Here is a 17,942-nt window from a genome sequence, read left to right on the forward strand (position 1 = left end):
CGAAATTCACGTTTTGTTGATGCTATCCCTCCAAGTGAAAATGGACAGTTTTGTTTGAAGGCGTTATATAATTCTTAAATTGATGGACATGTAATTTTAAACTAAATTACATACTCGACACTCTTCACTAAATAAATCAGGACTATTAAAGATAAATCTACAGTCATTCCTCCTATACCTACAAACCAACCATGTACGAAGCCATTTCTCATTCCTTGTTTCGTCATTTGAACTGTCATAGCACCTGCAGGTATCGCTAAAGATAGACCTAACAAAATATATGTGAAAAGTGTTATAATCATAAAAATTCTCCTATTATAAGTATTGTAATAATTAACCCTTTCTCTTTTTTTCTAGTTCAGTAAATAGAGCACGGCGACTTTTCACCTTACTTCTAGCAAGCACCAAAAACTCACAAGAAGAATAAATGCCTAAAATCCCATAAGATCCTTTACATGTTCAGCATTCTTTTTAGATGTTAATTTTTCAAGTAATAAAAACGCAACATCAAAAGCTGTGCCTGGATTTGATGATGTAATAATGTTTCCATCTTGTACAATTAAATCATTTTGTACTATTGCACCGAAATTCTTTAACTGCTCTTTTCGTTTACTCGTTGGATGACTGTATGTGGTAGCTTTTTTACCTACAAGAATTCCACTTTTTCCAAGCGTTAATGATGCAACACAAATACTGGCAATAGGCTTCTGCTTGGCATAAAAATGTTGAATAACATGTAAGAATTCTCTACTATATGCATCCCGATAAAAACCAGCTTCTTCAAACCCTCCTGGAATAGCTAGCGCATCAAACTCATCTAATTGAATATCATCAACTGTTTTTTCGGGTATGACAGTAAAATTCCAAGTACAAGTTAATTTATTCCGAAGACCAACTGTTACGACCTCGGTTGATCCATCTCCCTCCCATTTATTCCAGCCTAGTACATCTGTAAATACACTAGCTTCTACTGCTTCAAAACCGTCAGCTAATAATAATAAAATCTTTTTCATATCGTAAACCGCCTCCTTCTACCCTTATTTTATACAAGTATAGAAGGCTGATAAATAAGTTCAATAAGGATATTTGATTGTTCGGCTTTATTTTATAAAGAATTTAGGTTATTCTATTTTATAAAAAAAGGTTGGATAATTTATGGATCAAATTGATAAAAAAATCGTTGGACTATTACAGTCAAATGCAAAAATATCAATGAAGGATTTAGCGGAAGCGGTTCATTTATCTTCCCCGTCAGTAACTGAGCGAGTACGAAAGTTAGAGGAACAACAAATTATTGAAGGTTACCATGCACATGTTTCTCTAAAAAAAATAAATCGTCCAATTTCTGCACTTATACTGTTTAAATCAACAAATTGTAAATCATTATCTAACTTTTGCTACAATCATCCAGATGTACTTGAGTGTTACAGAGTAGCAGGAGAAATTAGCTATATTGTCAAAATAGCAACACATTCTGTAGAAAGTTTAGAACAATTTATTGATGATTCAATGCAATATGGTACTCCATCAACGAATATTGTGTTATCTTCTTATGAAAAAAAGATAATTACTCCTTTTATTAGTGAAGAATAAAAATAATGGCATAATAATTAACTATTGCTTATGCAGAAGGATAATTTTTGTATGTTATATTCGTACCACTGAAAGGGCTGTTAATAGCCATTAAAAAACACCTACGGACCTTTCTATGCAGCTGGACTAGCTCGAAAAAATAAGCCTGCTGCATAGAAAAGCATAATTTAATCAATCTCAATTACATCACAAAACTTTAATATTCTTTGATTACGAAAAACATCGGTACAAGTAATCGTCTTATTTAATGGATTTATATCAGCTACTGTTATGTAATTTTTATATAGATAGCCATTTTTATAATATGTAAGTAAAACCTCTTCTTCACCTAAATATGAAATTAACAGCTTATTTTCAATCCTTTCTTTGGCATCTTGCGTTAAGATTGGACGCGAGATTTTTGTTTGCTCCTGTATCATGTCTTTAATACAGACGAACTGCTCTGGCATACTAGCAAACGGTTGCCACTTAACCATTCCTCTTCCTTTTGGCATATTAGCATTCATCACGATTTATGTCCTCCTAATAATGTGTTTCTATATCTTGCTGTTGCGACGCTTGTGTAGGAAATTCCACGTAAAATACTGTTCTTACCAAATCGTGTTCGAATTTCGTCCATAACCTTCGTTAATCTCATTTCTTTTTCTCTTTGTATAATGTTATCGAAAAGCGAAATTTGCTCTTCCCCTTCATGTATTAAATTTGTTAATGAAAGACTTATCGATCGAATCGGCTCTCCTGTATGCCTCTCGTATAAAAAATAGGTACAAACATTGTAAATATCCATCGTCAAATTTGTTGCTCTATTTAACGTATGTGCTTTTTTTATTCCTCCTCCGTATTCCTTACTATATCCAACTGAAAAATGAATCGTTTGCGCGTATTTCTTTTCGCTTCTCAATCTGTAACAAACTTCTTCTACATGCTCTAATAAAATAACGATGAACTCTTCTATTGAATAATCACGAAATAATATTTGGCTTTTTGCTATAGATGTTGTTGCTGGAACGTATTTTTCTGCTATTCTACTGAAATCAATCCCGTTACTATGTAAGTGTAATTCTTCTCCTATTACACCAAATGATTGTTTTAAATACTTCAACGGGTATTGTGCTAAATCCCCAATCGTATGTATACCTTTTCGATTTAACTTCATTTCCGTTTTATACGATATACCCCAAAATTTACTGAGTGGTCTAATACTCCATAACTTCTCGGGTATATCGTCATACGTCCACTGCGCTATTCCATCGTTATTCTTTTTCGCTTCCACATCCATCGCTACTTTACTCAATAATAAATTTGGTCCAATACCAATCGTACTTTCGATCCGTGTACGTTCATATATTTCTCGCTTAAACTTTAATGCGAAATCGCACGGATTACTCGCAAACAAATGAATACTTGCGGTCATGTCCATAAAAAACTCATCGATACTATATTGATGAAAATCTTCGGGCGCAACATACTGTAAAGCTAAGCCTGTTATATAGGTTGAACACTTCATATACGTATGCATAATTGGATTCACAATAATAATATCTGGCCGCTTCGGTATTTCGTACAATCTTGCCATCTTCTTTATTCCTAACCCTTTTAATGGCGGTGTTGCTGCTAATACGATTGATCCACTCCGGTTTACATCTCCTACAACAGCCAATTTTGTATATCGTGGATCAAGTCCTTTTTTAATACATGACACGCTTGCATAAAAGCTACGAAGATCTACACATAAAATAATACGATTCGGTAAAAGAGAATAATCATACAAGGTTATCACTCCTAACAAAAGAACATTTGTTCTTATTATATACGAACCCTTGTTCTTTTTAAAGGTATTTTTATGAAATTTTTGGTTAAAATAACCGTTATTAAAATCTTATTAAGAAAAACTTGAAGAATTTTCCTCCATATTCATAAGAACTGTTTTCTATACTTAAAATGTAAATAGATATTTTCATAGTAGCAATATACTTATATAAAAAAGACTTATTCCGAAAAAGAGTACTATTTAGCAGTGCTTGTTTATAGAAAATAAATTATTATTGGTTATTTTCTCAACATTGTTTTTCTAGTTTTATCACTCAAATTTAGACACCTATTTATCTAACCTACATAAACTAAAAGCGTATAATTGCATACTTTATAAATTTATTAACCCGGATACATGAATCATCTTCAATGAAATTCTGAATATCCAAGTAATATCGCGTGTATTTCTTTGAAAATAAACATTGGATACATTAAAATCACAGCCTGTTTTTTTGTATGTTGAAGAAAGATTGTTTATCCCGCATTAACGGGCAGTAAAAGCCCGATTGGTTCAACTAATAATCAGTGGGAGATGAACAAAACCCCCACTGATTAAAGTTTCACTTTATCTGTATCTCCTCAACCGAATCTCTAATTACATAATTTTGTACAAGAAAGGAATTGAATTTATGCACAATTTTAATTTCCTTTGTGAACAATTTGCTACAATACTTAAAGGGAAAGGTAAAAGAACTCAAGGTGGTTGTTCGGTGTCTTTTCACCGCGATTTTAGGGTGCTTGTTCAAGGAAAACCGAGTACTTCTGTAGTGCCTGTCGGAGTAAGTTTTGAATCGTTAGATCCAAATGGTAATGCATTAAATTTAGGCGAAATCGCTATTCTACAAGAAGAAATTCCTGCATTTATGAAATCCATTGTACAACAAGGAATTATTGTAAGTGCTTTACATAATCACTGGCTGTACATGGATCCCTTAATTATGTATATTCATATCCAATCGGTAGAGCCTCCATTACATTTTGCACAAAAGTTAGCCCATTCTTTTTTGACCTTACGTAGCTATCCTATCGCGAATAATGAGGCGCAATGATTGGTGTTTCGGGTATATTTACACATTACATTTGCCATATGTGGGAACATAATAAAATTATTTCACTTTGTATCCGAAAAAAAACTCCATGTACGTTCAAGATATCAGCTTTTGTTTACTTCATTGTTTTCTGCACTCTGCATCTAGACGGTATACCCATTGGCCACAGTAAGACTTTATTTCAAACCCACAAAAATAGATTACCCGCACACTAAAAAGTATAGCGCACAGGTAATCTAGTTGTTTTTGAGATTAATAAAAAACTAATTTATTTTTTGAATTCTTCCATCAATAATAGACTGAATTGGTTCTTTTGATTTTTTTATATAATCTACTAATGCTTCAAAATCAGTTGGTCCTGTTTCAGCATCTTTACCGTTTTTAAAGGATACAAATCCATCTCCACCTGAAGCTAGAAATGCGTTAGCAACGACGCTGTAAGTTTTAGAAGGAATAATTTCTTCTCCATTTGTTAAGCGAATACTTGTTACTTTTTCTCCATTAGGTTTGTTTGCATCCCAAGTGTATTGGATCCCTGAAATTTGAAGCATTCTTGTTATGTCTTTTTGCCATTGTTGATTTAAGATATCACGAATGTCTTGGCCTGTTAAATTTACTTTTATTAATTGATTTCCGAATGGTTGAATACCATATATCTCTCCCCATGTAATATCACCAGCATCTAAGTCATTACGAATACCACCAGGATTCATAAGTGCAATTTGAGATTGCATTGTTGCGCGCTGAGCATCAGCAACTAAATTTCCAAGAGTAGATTCACCAGCCGTATTGAGTTTACGATCTAGTGGCGCAATAGACTTACCTACAACTTCATTAACAAGAGGTGCGATTTTTGCTTGATATTTCTCCATCTTCTTCTTTATTTTTTTATCAGGCTCCATGCCTTCATGGTAAGTTGTAACAATTTCTGCTTTTTTCTCAACAATATCTTGTGTCTTACGATCAATCTTTACATCAACATCAGCAAAAGCCATACCATAAGAATTTGCTTGTACGACAAGTTTATTATTAACAGTTCCATTTACATAAGTGTGGCTATGCCCACCAAAAATAACATCAACTTCTGGATCAGTCTCATTTGCTAATCGGACGATATCACCATTTGTTACGCCGTTCCCATCTGTTGTACCTCCGTTATGTGCAAGAACAACGATAGATTTAACGCCTAGCTTTTGTAATTGCTTTACGGATTTGTTAATAGCCTCAACTTCATCTGTAATTTCTACATTCTTTAGCATAGTAGGCATAACAAGGTTAGGAACATCCGTTGTTACGACTCCGATAAATCCAACTGGAACTCCTTGCACCTTTTTTATCGTGAATGGTGGTAAAAATAAACGACCGGTGGATTTATTATAGAAATTTGCAGCAACATATGGGAATTTTGCTCCTTTAAAATTTCCTGTTTTCTCATGGTATCCACCATAAATAAGGCGGTTCATTTCCGCAACACCTTCATCAAATTCATGATTTCCTATAGTCCCAACATCGAATTTCAAATCATTTAGAAATTCAATCGTAGGTTCGTCTTGTAATAATGCTGAAACAGGAGTACTTGCTCCAACAACATCGCCCGCATGTACCTTTAATGTATTCGGATTTTGTTTTTCACGATCACGTAAATAAGCCCCTAAGTACTCAATTCCCCCTGCATCTTTATTGTTAATCTTTTTTACAGTGTCTAGTTGCCCATGAAAATCGTTAATACCGAGCATTTGCACATCTATGTAGCGGTTTGGTTCTGTACTTGCTTGTGCTGAAGGCGCAGCAAATACACTAGTAAAAGTAACTGTACTTATTGCTAAAGCAACTGGAATGATTTTTTTCAACATAAAATTTCTCTCCCTAATTAAAATCTGACATAATACAATGTTATTTTAATATATTAAGAGAATTATTTCTATAAAAATTCAACTAATTATAAAAATTAATAATGTTTTATTTTTTTCTGACAAAAAATCTTTGTTTTGAGGGTTATTCAAGTTATTTTTTTATATTAATATAGTAATACATAAATACATATAAGAGACCTAAAAAAGCTAATCCTTACATTTTAGCTATTAAGAAGAATATTCAATTCGAAACTAATGGAGATTTATCAACCTAACATCCCAATATCACTATTTAAAAAGATGCTCCTGGATTTATCCAAGAGCATCTTTTATAAAGCTTTATTTTAACTTGTTTATAATAATCAATTAACAATTATATAGTTGTAATCAGTCTTTTAAAAATGATAGGAGTGCTTCATTAAATTCTTTGGCATGCGTTGCATTTAGCCCATGTGGACCACCCTTTATTAACGTTACTTTAGAATTAGGAATTGCTTCATGTGTTAACTTCCCACTATATTCAAATGGTACAGTTGCATCTGAATCACCATGAATAACAAGGGTAGGTATATTAACCTTGGCTAAATCGCCCCTGAAGTCTGTTTTGCTGAAAGCAGCGATACAATCTAGTGTTCCTTTAGGTGATGCACCCGCAGCGATATCCCTATTGTAAAGTCGAAATGGTTCACTAACTAAGTCAGTTCGATCTCCAGCAGCAAAAAATCCTTTCGTAAACTCATCAAGAAATGCTAAGCGATCACTTTTTACTCCATTTTCAAATCCTTGAATTGCTACATCATCTAATACACCCTCAGGATGATCTGCAGACTTGTACAGGAATGGCGGTACAGCTCCTGCAAATACAGCCTTCTCTACTCTATTCGTTCCATATTTCCCAATATATCGTGCTACCTCGCCTCCACCCATAGAAAAACCAACAAGTGTGACATTTTGAAGCTCTAACTGTTCTAATAATTGATGTAAATCAGAAGTAAAGGTATCATATTCATACCCTTCCCACGGCTGAGATGATTTTCCAAAGCCACGACGATCATATGTTATAACTCTGTATCCAGCCTCAACAAGAGCGGGAACTTGGTATTCCCAAGATCGACCACTTAACGGCCAACCATGAATGAGTACAACTGGTTTTCCTATGCCATGATCCTCATAATATATCTCAATTGGCGCTTGATTTTCGGTTCCTACAGTAATTTTTGCCATTCTCCTACCTCCTTTAATATATATCCTTTTCTTCAATAATCCGGATGAATCTCATAACCTATTTATGCACATTTATATTGTGAACGCTAAGCATGAAACTCTATTGTTCCGATGAATTCATTTTTTGTTTATGGAACACTTCCCCATCTCATACCTTTTTCATCACAAAGCATTTGCTGAACATTCCTCCTATTCAATTCTAATAACAAAAATAGGAGACTATCAATATCGTTCTATCTATAGAATCTATAGGTAAAACCAATTCATTTTATAGTGAAAATAACTATAGTTACCACCTATGCAAATTATAGATAATTTAGAATTGATTAACCAATTGGTTTTCAAATACTATAAATTTGTATAGCGCTTCATGTTCCGTGAATGCTGCTATAACTTATATTAACTTTCAGTTTAGTTACAAACTAATCGTAACAAACGAAGAAATTTAGGATAATATTCCACTGTTTAAAATTTCTTCGATTACTTAATTTTTAGGAGGAATACATAATGACTGATCTCTATTCTCGTATTAACAAAGATGATGCTGTCGTGCTTTTAGTAGATCATCAAACTGGTCTTATGTCCGGACTAGTACGTGACTATGGTGTTAATGAATTTAAGAACAATGTTTTAGCTCTTGCTCACACTGCTAAGTTTTTTGATTTACCAGTTATTTTAACAACTAGCTTTGAAAACGGACCTAATGGGCCTTTAATGCAAGAATTGGTTGATCTCTTTCCTCACGCACCCAAAATAGCTCGACCTGGACAAATTAACGCATGGGATAATGATGATTTTGTAAAAGCAATCGAAGAAACTGGAAAAAAACAACTTATCATCGCAGGCGTAGTTACGGACGTTTGTGTTGCTTTCCCGGCACTTTCCGCTATAAAAGCTGGATATGAAGTATTTGCTGTTACTGATGCTTCAGGAACTTTCAGCAAACAAGTTGCAGATGCTGCCAATACGCGTATGGCACATAATGGTGTGCAACTTATGAACTGGTTTAGCGTAGCTTGCGAATTACAACGAGATTGGCGCAACGATGTTGAAGGTTTTGGCAATTTACTTGCTAGTAATCTTCCAGGTTATCAAAATATAATTGGAAGCTATAGGGGAGCTCAGCGCGATCTTAGTAAACAAAATGCATAAATGTATTCCAAAGAAATAGCTTTAAATTACTTTTTAAAAGTAGACCGTATAGATTTAGTGCTGATTAAATCAGCACTAAATTTTACATTAAAAAGTACAGCAGAGCTTTAATTAACAGAAGATACATTACTTTCAATAAATAATTTTAAACAATTAAAAAAGGAGCGTTTTATTATGAGTAATTTAGAATTGTTAAATCCGGAGAACAGTGCCTTAATTTTGATTGATTTTCAGCCCCAAATGACTTTTGGCGTTGCAAGTATTGATAGACAAACATTGATTAATAACGTTATGCTGCTTGCTAAATCAGCAAAAACTTTTAACGTACCTACTATTCTTACTACAGTTGAGACACGCAGCTTTTCTGGTTATTTTTGGCCGCAAATTCTTGACATATTCCCAAACCATGAAATTATAGAACGCAGTTCAATGAATTCTTGGGAAGATCCAAAATTTGTTGAAGCAGTTAAAGCAACAGGTAGAAAAAAATTAATATTTGCAGCACTTTGGACTGAAGTTTGCCTTGCATTCCCTGTGCTTGAAGCAATTAAAGCTGGCTATGAGGTGTATGCAGTTGATGATGCTTCAGGTGGTACTAGTTTGACAGCACATAACGCTGCTATGCGTCGTGTAGAACAAGCCGGCGCAATTCCAGTGACAGCAATTCAAGTTTTACTTGAATACCAACGTGACTGGGCACACAAAGACACTTATGATGCTGTAATGGAGATTGTAAAGGAACATACTGGTGCGTATGGTCAAGGTGTAGAATACGCATATACTATGGTGCATGGCGCGCTTCCAAGTAGGAAAATATGAAACAAGAAGGAGTAGCTGTCGAAGAGACTCATACAGAGAACACAATGGATGCTGCCGATCCAGTAACAACGATTGTTACATGGGAAATTCAACAAGGTAAAGAAAAACAGTTTGAAACATGGAGACATGAAATCGAAGCTGCAGCTACTAAATTCCCAGGGCATTTAGGTGTAAATCTAATAGTCCCTAATAATGCATCCAGAGAGTATACTGTTATTTTTCGCTTTGATACGTATGAGCATCTACGTGCTTGGCAAGAATCAGATGTTCGCCGAGATTTGTTAAAAACGGCAGAACAATTTCAAGTTACTAATCCGAGTTACAAAACTGAAAGCAGTTTGGCTTATTGGTTTGTTACTCCGAAAACGCCAGTTCCACCGTCAAAATGGAAAATGTCTATCGTTACCCTTCTGGGTGTATGGCCTCTTAGCATGTTAGTTCCTAAATTGATAGGACCTATTATAAAACATATGAATCCTATTATGTCCGCTTTTTTCGTTTCTGTATGTATAGTGTCCTTGCTATCATGGGTAGTTATGCCGATTTTTGGTAAATTATTCCATCCGTGGTTACAAAATAATAGGAAGTAGACGAGGTGTGAATATGAATGTACCGGATATGATCTTATATAACGGAAAAATTACTACCCTTGATCCCTCTCAACCTGAGGTATCTGCTATCGCCATAACTGATGGTTTAATAACTGCAGTAGGTGGAGATGAGATTCTTAATAGTGCCACAGAAAAAACAAAAAAAATAAACCTTAAAAGAAAGAGAGTTATCCCAGGCCTGAATGACTCTCATATACACGTTATTCGTGGCGGTCTTCATTATAATATGGAATTACGATGGGAAGGTGTACCTTCACTTGCCATAGCTCTCGAAATGCTCAAAGAACAGGCAAGGCGTACACCTGCTCCTCAGTGGGTAAGAGTAGTTGGAGGTTGGTCTGAATTTCAATTTAAAGAGAGACGGTTGCCAACTTTGGAAGAGATTAATGCTGTTTCTGAAGACACACCTGTCTTTGTGCTACATCTTTACGATAGAGCACTTGTAAATCGTGCTGGGCTGCGTGCACTGGGATACACAAAAGATACCCCAGACCCTCCAGGCTGCTTAATTGAGCGAGATAAACGAGGGAATCCAACGGGCCTTTTAATTGCAAATCCTAACGCTTCTATTCTTTATTCAAGTTTGGGTAAAGCACCAATACTTAATTTTGACGACCAGATTAATTCAACTCGCCATTTTATGCGCGAATTAAATAGATTAGGTATTACAAGTGCTATTGACGCAGGTGGCGGGTTCCAAAATTATCCTGATGACTACAAAGTTGTTGAACATCTAGCCGAGAAGGAACAATTAACTTTGCGTATTGCTTATAATCTATTTACCCAAAATCCTAATCATGAATATGAAGATTTTGCTTCATGGGCAAAAATTGTTTCTCCAGGTCAAGGAACTGATAAGTATAAAATGAATGGTGCCGGAGAAATGTTAGTATTCTCAGCAGCCGATTTTGAAAAATTTCAAATGCCACGGCCTGAACTAGCTACGATGATGGAAGCTGACTTAAAGAAAGTAATTTCTTTATTGGTGGAAAACCGTTGGCCATTCCGTTTACATGCAACTTATGACGAGTCAATCACACGTTTCTTAAATGTATTTGAGGAAGTCAATAAAGAAATTCCTTTTAATGGTCTACGATGGTGGTTTGACCATGCAGAAACAATCTCAGATCGTAGTATGGAGCGTGTTAAAGCTTTAAATGGCGGTATTGCCATCCAAGACCGCATGGCTTTTCAAGGTGAGTACTTTGTTGATTTATACGGGAAGGAAGCTGCAAAGCGTACTCCTCCAATTTATCGTATGTTAGACCTAGGTATACCTGTTGGCGCTGGAAGTGATGCAACTAGGGTTTCTAGCTATAACCCTTGGGTCGCTCTTTACTGGATGGTTGCCGGAAAAACCATTGGTGGACTTTCAATATACGATGAAAAAAATAAACTTGATAGAAAAGTAGCCCTGGAATTATATTCAAAAGGAAGTGCGTGGTTCTCTGGTGATGAAGGTAAAAAAGGAACCCTTGCAGTAGGTCAGTTTGCTGATCTTGCTGTATTGTCTGCTGATTACTTTACTGTGCCAGAAGAAGAAATCAAGAACCTTGAATCATTACTCACCATTATGGGTGGGCAGATTGTTTATGGAAATGATGAATTTAAAAATTTATCACCTGAATTACCACCAGCATCACCTGATTGGGCACCGACGGGAGTTTATGGTTATGGTGGTGCTAACATAGCCCACACTATACTTTCTCACGATGCCCATGATCACAAGTTACATAGTTGCAGTAACCCTCTCCACCAACACACTCATACCGTAATAGGAAAAGATGGAACTAAATGGGGTATTGGTTGTACTTGCTTTGCTTTCTAAGTCAAAACCACCGGTATAATGCCGGTGGTTTTCTTTGTGCAATAAGGATATGTATATCCCTAATGGAATGTATTACTATACGATAAGACCGAAGAGTTGATGGATTAACTTGACTTGTTTTTGACAGTCTTCTCTTTTGGTCGACTACACCACACATATAAATCCACTGCCCTTTGATTTTAATATAGATTTCATCTCAAAACTTATAGATTTTTTTAATTGTTACACTAGAATCATGATTGCTTCTACTATACTGATACTTTTTCAGGATCATTTAAATTCTGCATAAAGATACGTGCTGCAAAACTTAAAAATTTATCATCAAAGTGAATAAGATTAATATCTTGACTTGGTGTTGGATCAGTAATATGAACTATGCTCAAAGTATCATTATTAACAAAATCAACTAGTGAAAGAGGTATTATGGCAACCCCATGTCCATTATATACAAGGCTCAATAGAGAAATAGAAGATTTTGTTTCTATATTTGCTTCAGATAAAGATAGCCCTAAACTCTCACAATATATTTTTATAGATTCACGACAACTACATGAAACCATTATTCTACTTAGCCCTACTAATTCTCGAAAAGAAACCGATGATGTTTCATTCAAAGGATGATTTTTTGGAATGACAAGGACGAGCTCTTCGCTATACAAAAGAGTGCTTGTTAATGTGTCTGGAATTTGAGCACTACGTGTGATGCCTATATCAATATTTTTATCAACGATTTGATTTACAGCAACTTCGGATTCTATAATTTTTACTACGATGTTGGGATAATGTTGTTGAAACTTCATAATATAAGGTGTTAAATAGGTGAGATCCTCTAATAAACCTCCTATAGTAATTACACCTCTTTTTACACCCTTTAATTCAAAAATTTCATTATAAACGTCATCAAATTGCTGCATGATAAATTTTCCTTTATCAAATAGCAGCTTACCCGCTTCTGTCATTTTGATACCTCTTCCAACTCGATGAAACAAAGGTGTATCTAGTTCCCCTTCTAACACACGGATTTGTTGACTTAAAGTCGGCTGTGAAATACCTAGAACTTCCGCAGCTTTAGTAAAACTATTATTATTACAAACTTGAATAAAATACTCTAAATGACGTAATTCCATTCTTGATACCCACTCTCCGCTTTATGAAAGATTTATAATGAAAAGGACAATATGTATACGTTATACATGACAACTATCTTTCCTACTATATCAATTGTAATTACATGATTTATTCATTTTGCATTACAATACATTTACTACCATTTATTAATTTTTCCTCCTATTTATTTAATTTATATTTAATTAGGATATCAATAAACAGAAATAACCTCTAAAAACTTACAATTCCTGCGTGCAATATCTTAACTTTTTCAACTGTTCAATTATCATTTTTTCTCAATATAGTCCAAACTACCAAATATTTGCCGAATCCCTCTTTATGCTGAGGAAAAATAGTATCCATCAATTCAATACCTTCTGAAATATTTGACGCATACGTAATACTACTTCTCTCTAAGTTTTTGTATAGGCTGATCACTTTTACTGCATAGTATAGCTCAAGCACTGCAAATTCAGTTGGATTAAGTCCATAAATTTTTGTAACCTTTTCACTACGTTTAATGATTGACTGTACTGCCCTTGATAATATAACGAGTAACTTTAAAGATAAGCTTTCATCTTTAATCACGCTCACAATTCCCAATCCTTTACAAGTTATCTTGAATTCGAGATTCATTATATTATCGTCAAAATATTATGTCAACAATCCGTTTTAGCGTTATCAAGCCACTTATAATTTATTTCTCAACATAAGACATATGGAATTAAAAGAAAACAATTGTTACTATATAAGTATCTCAATTACGTTATTTCTTTTAAAGAGAGCTTGTCTTCTAACGCAAGTTCTCTTTTGTCATATTCTAAATTGAATCGGGACAAATTGCAGATGATGCGCCTGCCTATGTATATGATATAGTTTAAAAAAGATTAGAGCCCTCCTACAAAAAGAAGAGCTCTAATCTTTCATAAATATTACTAACCATATTTATGTTAATATCTATCATATATTTTAAAAATAAGATTAATTAGATTTAAAAAAAGATTTCTTTTTCTTTACTCGTAATAAATCACCTGTCCATCCCTTGAATCGCATATACAAATACATACCCCCTGTTGTGAAAATAATAAATAAGAGAGCGATTAAATAGCTATATTTCCATTCTAGTTCAGGCATATATTTAAAGTTCATACCCCATAATGCTCCTAAAGCTGTCAACGGCGTACTTACAGCAGTTAATACAGTAAGAGCTTTCATAATTTCATTCCCACGATGAGAAGAAACAACTTCTTGTAAATGAATCATCGTGTCTAATTCTTCTTGGTACTCTTTAACGAGTTGTAATCCACGCTCTAATTTTACGTGTGTTTGTTTATAACAAAGGGTGTTTGTTAGGTTTTCTAGCCAAGCTTCCTCCAAGCCTTGTAACACTTCTTGTATTAAGCGAAACACATGTGTGTTCATAAATAATTCATGACGAATATGATAAATTCTTTCTAAAACTGCTATGTTATTATGATGATAAAAATCCCATAATACATTTCTGAAATTGTTTTCAAAATAGTCAACCTTTCGTAAATAGTGAGATATAAACATTGATAAGATGGCACATAATCCTTCAGCGGAACTATTACAATTTTTTATACCTATAGGGAAATTATGTAGTAATTTTTGTAAATCCTCTTCCTCTTTTTCCTGGACTGTTATCAGTATTCCATGCGCTACGAAATAATGAAGAAACTTTTGGATTTTGGCGTCCTTTTTATCTTGATCATATAAAAACGAACCATATACACAAGTCTGACTTGGGGAAAACGTATAAACATATAATCCATTTTCACAAGGAGAACTTATTTTTTTTACAAATTGAGAGAAATAAGATGTTACATCAGGAGAGATTATAGAAGAAAGTTTTTCAAGTTCACTAGTTTTCACATGATACCAATTCCATTTCGGCATTTTTATGCATTCCATCTTATTCTTCCTTTCTGAATAGTTTAATGTTTGATCGAATAATATCCGTAATATGAAATTTATATGTAGGTATTCATGTCTTGGAGGAAAAGTTTTTAGATCCTCTAAATTACAAACTAAATGGCATAGGAGGTCTTCTTCTATTACAAGGAAGACCCCCTATATATTAGTTATTTGGATTCTAAATTTTAAACATTTCCTCTATACAAGCACTTGTCATCTTTTCTTATTTATATGTGGAAAAGAAGCCACATACTTTGGCAAGTCAATTCAACGAACTTCATTTCGGTCGTTATTATAATTTGGATTCATATGCAGATTGATTGGTGATGTCGTCAAATACTTGACTTCCAATCATATAGTATCCATGAAGTGCAGCCTCTTTCGAAGCGTCTACCATACGGAAAGAAGAAATTTCACCTTGCATTTTTTCAATTCGTTTTTTGTGGATATCTACTATTCCTCCTGTCCAAATAATAGTGTCATACTGGTCTAACTTAAATTGTTCTTGTAATACACGCATAACGTCTTGGAAATGTGTATCCAACTCTTTTTGAATCAAAGTATTAACCTGACTCGTCTGATGATTTTCTTCTTGACCTCCATATCCTTTTTCTAATACTTTTGGTATGTCGTTAATATGCAAGTGAACACTTTCCCCTGCATGATTCTGCAGGATATTTTTAATATTTTTCAAAGGCTTGCTACATCCTAGTTCCGTCTCATAATGATTTAAAATGACATTCTGTTTCATATCTGTCATTTCTAATGTACGAAATCCACCATCAATAATTAAGATACGATCTTGTTCCTGAATGATTCCCTCTTTTAAGAAATAGGCATGTAAAGCGACTGGTTGCTGAAGAATCAAAGTATTTTCCACCGTAATATTAATAAATTTCCCATCAATTTGCACGGAAGTTTCTTTTTTTAGTGCACGTTGTAATTGCTCATGCTGACTACCAAAACAAGTAACGGGAAGCCCGGTAACAACTAAAGGTAACACGACATTTTCTTTATAATCCTTTGCAATGCAACCAAATATTTGTTGTTTAAACTGTTCGCTTTCATAATAATTTTCTATTTCTTCGTCAAATGGAGGGAGAAATGAAGCGTCCGATTGATGTGCTTCATTTCCCATGTAGTATGCAAAGTCTAAGTCTATAAAACTTACCTTTGTTAAATCTTCACTTTCAACATGATTAGGTACAGGGGCTAGTGTGGAAGCTTCACTCTTAATCGTCACCTCAGAATCTACATCCTGTCGATATGCCCGCTTAGTAAAACCAATTCCTACATCAATTGCATACAGAGATTTCATACTTTTTTCCTCACTTTCTATTTTTAGAATTAAATCTAAGCACTCTCTTCTTTCCCTTCTTTCATATATTGCTTTTCATTTTTCGTTTTTCCCTCGTCTATGTCCTTACTATTTTGATTTATTTCGTAATCCTTTTCATCTTTTTTCTTTTTATTATTTTCGTTTTCTGTTAAGTCTTTAATAGTAGAAATGACAACCGGTGTGGCTGTAAGCAGTTGTGGTAATGTTTGTTTTGCAACATTAGCTGCAGTTACAGAGAATTGTTTACTTGTCTCCGTTACCTTCTCTAATGTTTCCTTTATGCTTCCTTCTTTTAGTTTGTCTTTTACGCTTTTTCCTGTTGTTTGTATAGCTTTCCGATTTTCTTTTTTTAATAGGGAGACCATGACTCCGGTCGTAATTCCAATCACAGCATATTTAAATATTGTATGTTTCATTTCTCTCACCCTTCTCTACTTTTATTTTCTTCCATGCTACAACCTAAAATAATTACCTTAACTATTTATCAGAAGTTGCAATCTATTAGAGAGAATGATAGTTTTGCAGCTGCCTATCAGTCGCCGTTGGTGTTTCAGCTGTTACTAGAAGTAAAATTCTCCCTTGATCTAGTTTTTCTTCATATAAATTAGCTTCCGCCTTCGACAACCCCATTTCCTCCATTTGATTTCGGAGCTCGTCCCCTTTTTTGGAGAAAAAGTTGATAATACTTGTTCCTAATCCTTGTTCTTTTACTCCAATCGTATTTATGTTTGTATCATCCGCAATCTTTTTTGTTAGATGTTTTTCATGTGCTAAGACGTAAATGTCATCTTGGTGAATCCCTTGCAATTCTAGCTCTTTTACTTTCATAACTACTTCATGTTCATTTTCATATTCATGAACCACCGGTTTTCTTTCATTCTTATGCATTGTATATTTCCTCCTTTAGATTTTTTTATTTAGTTGTTATGTAATATGTAATACACCTACTTTAAAGATGTTAAACCTAAATTTTCAAAAAATTTAATACGATAGGTTATTAATGTTTTTCAATATTAACGAGATGTCACGAGCACTTTCCTTTAATAGCAGTGTTACAAATAACGATTTATTTAAAAGAAAAGCCCCTTATTTTATAGAAAATTTCTATTTAGAAAAATAAAAAAGCACTCCTTTTCAAAGAGTGCTTTTAAAAAACATATAACCTAATAAAGATGTTTCTATTTTGATTACAGAAAGAAAGTCGTTATTAAAACATATGGTTGCTAATTTTATTTCGTTCTTCCTTGCACCCAAGCAGCACTATCATTTATAACACACTCAGGGATATTAGCAGAATTATAATATTCATCCGGTCTACTTATTTCTCCATAACCTTCTATAAATAAGAGATTTAACTTTGGATATAGTCGATAATCAATGTTATCTCGTTCTTTTTAGCTGTTCTTTCCAAAGAGGAATTTCGATTTTCGATTAAACTTAATAGTCTCTTTCTCCTTAAATAATAAAAAGCGGTGTCTTTTGTTCTTTTGACATTTCCACTGCTTTAATTTTACGGATAGATGTAACTTTACCCATAAAGTTGCCGCTAAAGGAAGCATATCTTTGCCGGAAATCACATGTTTTTGAGGAGATTTAGTTGATTATTCGCGGGGAAAGGAA

The 17,942-nt window shown here is 34.1% G+C and carries 17 protein-coding genes and 3 pseudogenes; 7 read left to right on the forward strand and 13 right to left on the reverse strand.

The features are described 5' to 3' along the window. Positions 1 to 128: 128 nt before the first annotated feature. Positions 129 to 302 (reverse strand): annotated as a pseudogene (locus ACHZK0_RS14875) (LysE family translocator); the annotation flags it as partial. A gap of 129 nt (positions 303 to 431) precedes the next feature. Next, positions 432 to 1,013, reverse strand: a complete 582-nt coding sequence (locus ACHZK0_RS14880; RefSeq protein WP_000722336.1) for a DJ-1/PfpI family protein — start codon at positions 1,011 to 1,013, stop codon at positions 432 to 434. Positions 1,014 to 1,155: 142 nt separating this feature from the next. On the opposite strand from ACHZK0_RS14880, the gene ACHZK0_RS14885 reads away from it, so the two are divergent. Next, complete coding sequence (locus tag ACHZK0_RS14885; protein WP_000372089.1) at positions 1,156 to 1,593, forward strand: Lrp/AsnC family transcriptional regulator; 438 nt, start codon at positions 1,156 to 1,158, stop codon at positions 1,591 to 1,593. A 167-nt stretch (positions 1,594 to 1,760) separates the two neighbouring features. Here ACHZK0_RS14885 and ACHZK0_RS14890 read toward each other — a convergent pair whose 3' ends face one another. Further along, on the reverse strand, positions 1,761 to 2,102 hold the full coding sequence (locus ACHZK0_RS14890; RefSeq protein WP_395760565.1) for a YolD-like family protein: 342 nt from the start codon (positions 2,100 to 2,102) through the stop codon (positions 1,761 to 1,763). Further along, a complete protein-coding gene (locus tag ACHZK0_RS14895; protein WP_395760566.1) occupies positions 2,099 to 3,364 on the reverse strand; it encodes a Y-family DNA polymerase in 1,266 nt (421 codons plus the stop codon). Before ACHZK0_RS14895 ends, ACHZK0_RS14890 begins: the two co-directional genes overlap by 4 nt. Positions 3,365 to 4,034: 670 nt before the next feature. Here ACHZK0_RS14895 and ACHZK0_RS14900 point away from each other — a divergent pair. Beyond that, positions 4,035 to 4,454 (forward strand): DUF1259 domain-containing protein, encoded by a 420-nt coding sequence (locus tag ACHZK0_RS14900; RefSeq protein ID WP_395760567.1) that lies wholly within the window; start codon positions 4,035 to 4,037, stop codon positions 4,452 to 4,454. Between the two features lie 263 nt (positions 4,455 to 4,717). Here ACHZK0_RS14900 and ACHZK0_RS14905 read toward each other — a convergent pair whose 3' ends face one another. Further along, positions 4,718 to 6,307, reverse strand: coding sequence for a bifunctional metallophosphatase/5'-nucleotidase (locus ACHZK0_RS14905; RefSeq protein WP_395760568.1), 1,590 nt, complete (start codon positions 6,305 to 6,307; stop codon positions 4,718 to 4,720). Positions 6,308 to 6,694: 387 nt separating this feature from the next. Continuing rightward, a complete protein-coding gene (locus tag ACHZK0_RS14910) occupies positions 6,695 to 7,531 on the reverse strand; it encodes an alpha/beta fold hydrolase (RefSeq protein WP_262743356.1) in 837 nt (278 codons plus the stop codon). A gap of 507 nt (positions 7,532 to 8,038) precedes the next feature. Between ACHZK0_RS14910 and ycaC the strand changes: the two genes are divergently transcribed. From ycaC to ACHZK0_RS14930, 4 genes are all read left to right on the forward strand, one after another. Beyond that, positions 8,039 to 8,683 carry an isochorismate family cysteine hydrolase YcaC gene (gene ycaC, locus ACHZK0_RS14915; RefSeq protein WP_377921974.1) on the forward strand — a complete coding sequence of 215 codons (645 nt, stop codon included), beginning with the start codon at positions 8,039 to 8,041 and terminating at the stop codon, positions 8,681 to 8,683. Between the two features lie 174 nt (positions 8,684 to 8,857). Continuing rightward, on the forward strand, positions 8,858 to 9,502 hold the full coding sequence (locus tag ACHZK0_RS14920; protein WP_000067162.1) for a hydrolase: 645 nt from the start codon (positions 8,858 to 8,860) through the stop codon (positions 9,500 to 9,502). Beyond that, positions 9,499 to 10,092, forward strand: a complete 594-nt coding sequence (locus ACHZK0_RS14925; protein ID WP_395760569.1) for an antibiotic biosynthesis monooxygenase — start codon at positions 9,499 to 9,501, stop codon at positions 10,090 to 10,092. Before ACHZK0_RS14920 ends, ACHZK0_RS14925 begins: the two co-directional genes overlap by 4 nt. Positions 10,093 to 10,105: 13 nt before the next feature. Further along, on the forward strand, positions 10,106 to 11,941 hold the full coding sequence (locus ACHZK0_RS14930; RefSeq protein WP_395760570.1) for an amidohydrolase: 1,836 nt from the start codon (positions 10,106 to 10,108) through the stop codon (positions 11,939 to 11,941). 248 nt (positions 11,942 to 12,189) lie between these two features. Here ACHZK0_RS14930 and ACHZK0_RS14935 read toward each other — a convergent pair whose 3' ends face one another. From ACHZK0_RS14935 to ACHZK0_RS14960, 6 genes and pseudogenes are all read right to left on the reverse strand, one after another. Continuing rightward, positions 12,190 to 13,068 carry a LysR family transcriptional regulator gene (locus tag ACHZK0_RS14935; protein ID WP_262743359.1) on the reverse strand — a complete coding sequence of 293 codons (879 nt, stop codon included), beginning with the start codon at positions 13,066 to 13,068 and terminating at the stop codon, positions 12,190 to 12,192. 219 nt (positions 13,069 to 13,287) lie between these two features. Beyond that, positions 13,288 to 13,642 (reverse strand): annotated as a pseudogene (locus tag ACHZK0_RS14940) (MarR family transcriptional regulator). A gap of 387 nt (positions 13,643 to 14,029) precedes the next feature. Beyond that, complete coding sequence (locus tag ACHZK0_RS14945) at positions 14,030 to 14,980, reverse strand: magnesium transporter CorA family protein (RefSeq protein WP_262743360.1); 951 nt, start codon at positions 14,978 to 14,980, stop codon at positions 14,030 to 14,032. Positions 14,981 to 15,275: 295 nt separating this feature from the next. Continuing rightward, on the reverse strand, positions 15,276 to 16,301 hold the full coding sequence (locus tag ACHZK0_RS14950) for a hypothetical protein (protein ID WP_395760571.1): 1,026 nt from the start codon (positions 16,299 to 16,301) through the stop codon (positions 15,276 to 15,278). 35 nt (positions 16,302 to 16,336) lie between these two features. Beyond that, positions 16,337 to 16,738 carry a peptidase U61 gene (locus tag ACHZK0_RS14955; RefSeq protein ID WP_262743362.1) on the reverse strand — a complete coding sequence of 134 codons (402 nt, stop codon included), beginning with the start codon at positions 16,736 to 16,738 and terminating at the stop codon, positions 16,337 to 16,339. Positions 16,739 to 16,823: 85 nt separating this feature from the next. Next, complete coding sequence (locus ACHZK0_RS14960) at positions 16,824 to 17,210, reverse strand: general stress protein (RefSeq protein WP_095690602.1); 387 nt, start codon at positions 17,208 to 17,210, stop codon at positions 16,824 to 16,826. 133 nt (positions 17,211 to 17,343) lie between these two features. On the opposite strand from ACHZK0_RS14960, the gene ACHZK0_RS14965 reads away from it, so the two are divergent. Further along, positions 17,344 to 17,442 carry an acyl dehydratase gene (locus ACHZK0_RS14965; RefSeq protein WP_395761723.1) on the forward strand — a complete coding sequence of 33 codons (99 nt, stop codon included), beginning with the start codon at positions 17,344 to 17,346 and terminating at the stop codon, positions 17,440 to 17,442. Between the two features lie 109 nt (positions 17,443 to 17,551). Here ACHZK0_RS14965 and ACHZK0_RS14970 read toward each other — a convergent pair. Beyond that, positions 17,552 to 17,843 (reverse strand): annotated as a pseudogene (locus tag ACHZK0_RS14970) (hydrolase); the annotation flags it as partial. Between the last annotated feature and the right edge of the window lie 99 nt (positions 17,844 to 17,942).

The sequence above is a fragment of the Bacillus sp. 3G2 genome (assembly GCF_044324725.1).
Lineage (GTDB): Bacteria > Bacillota > Bacilli > Bacillales > Bacillaceae_G > Bacillus_A > Bacillus_A mobilis.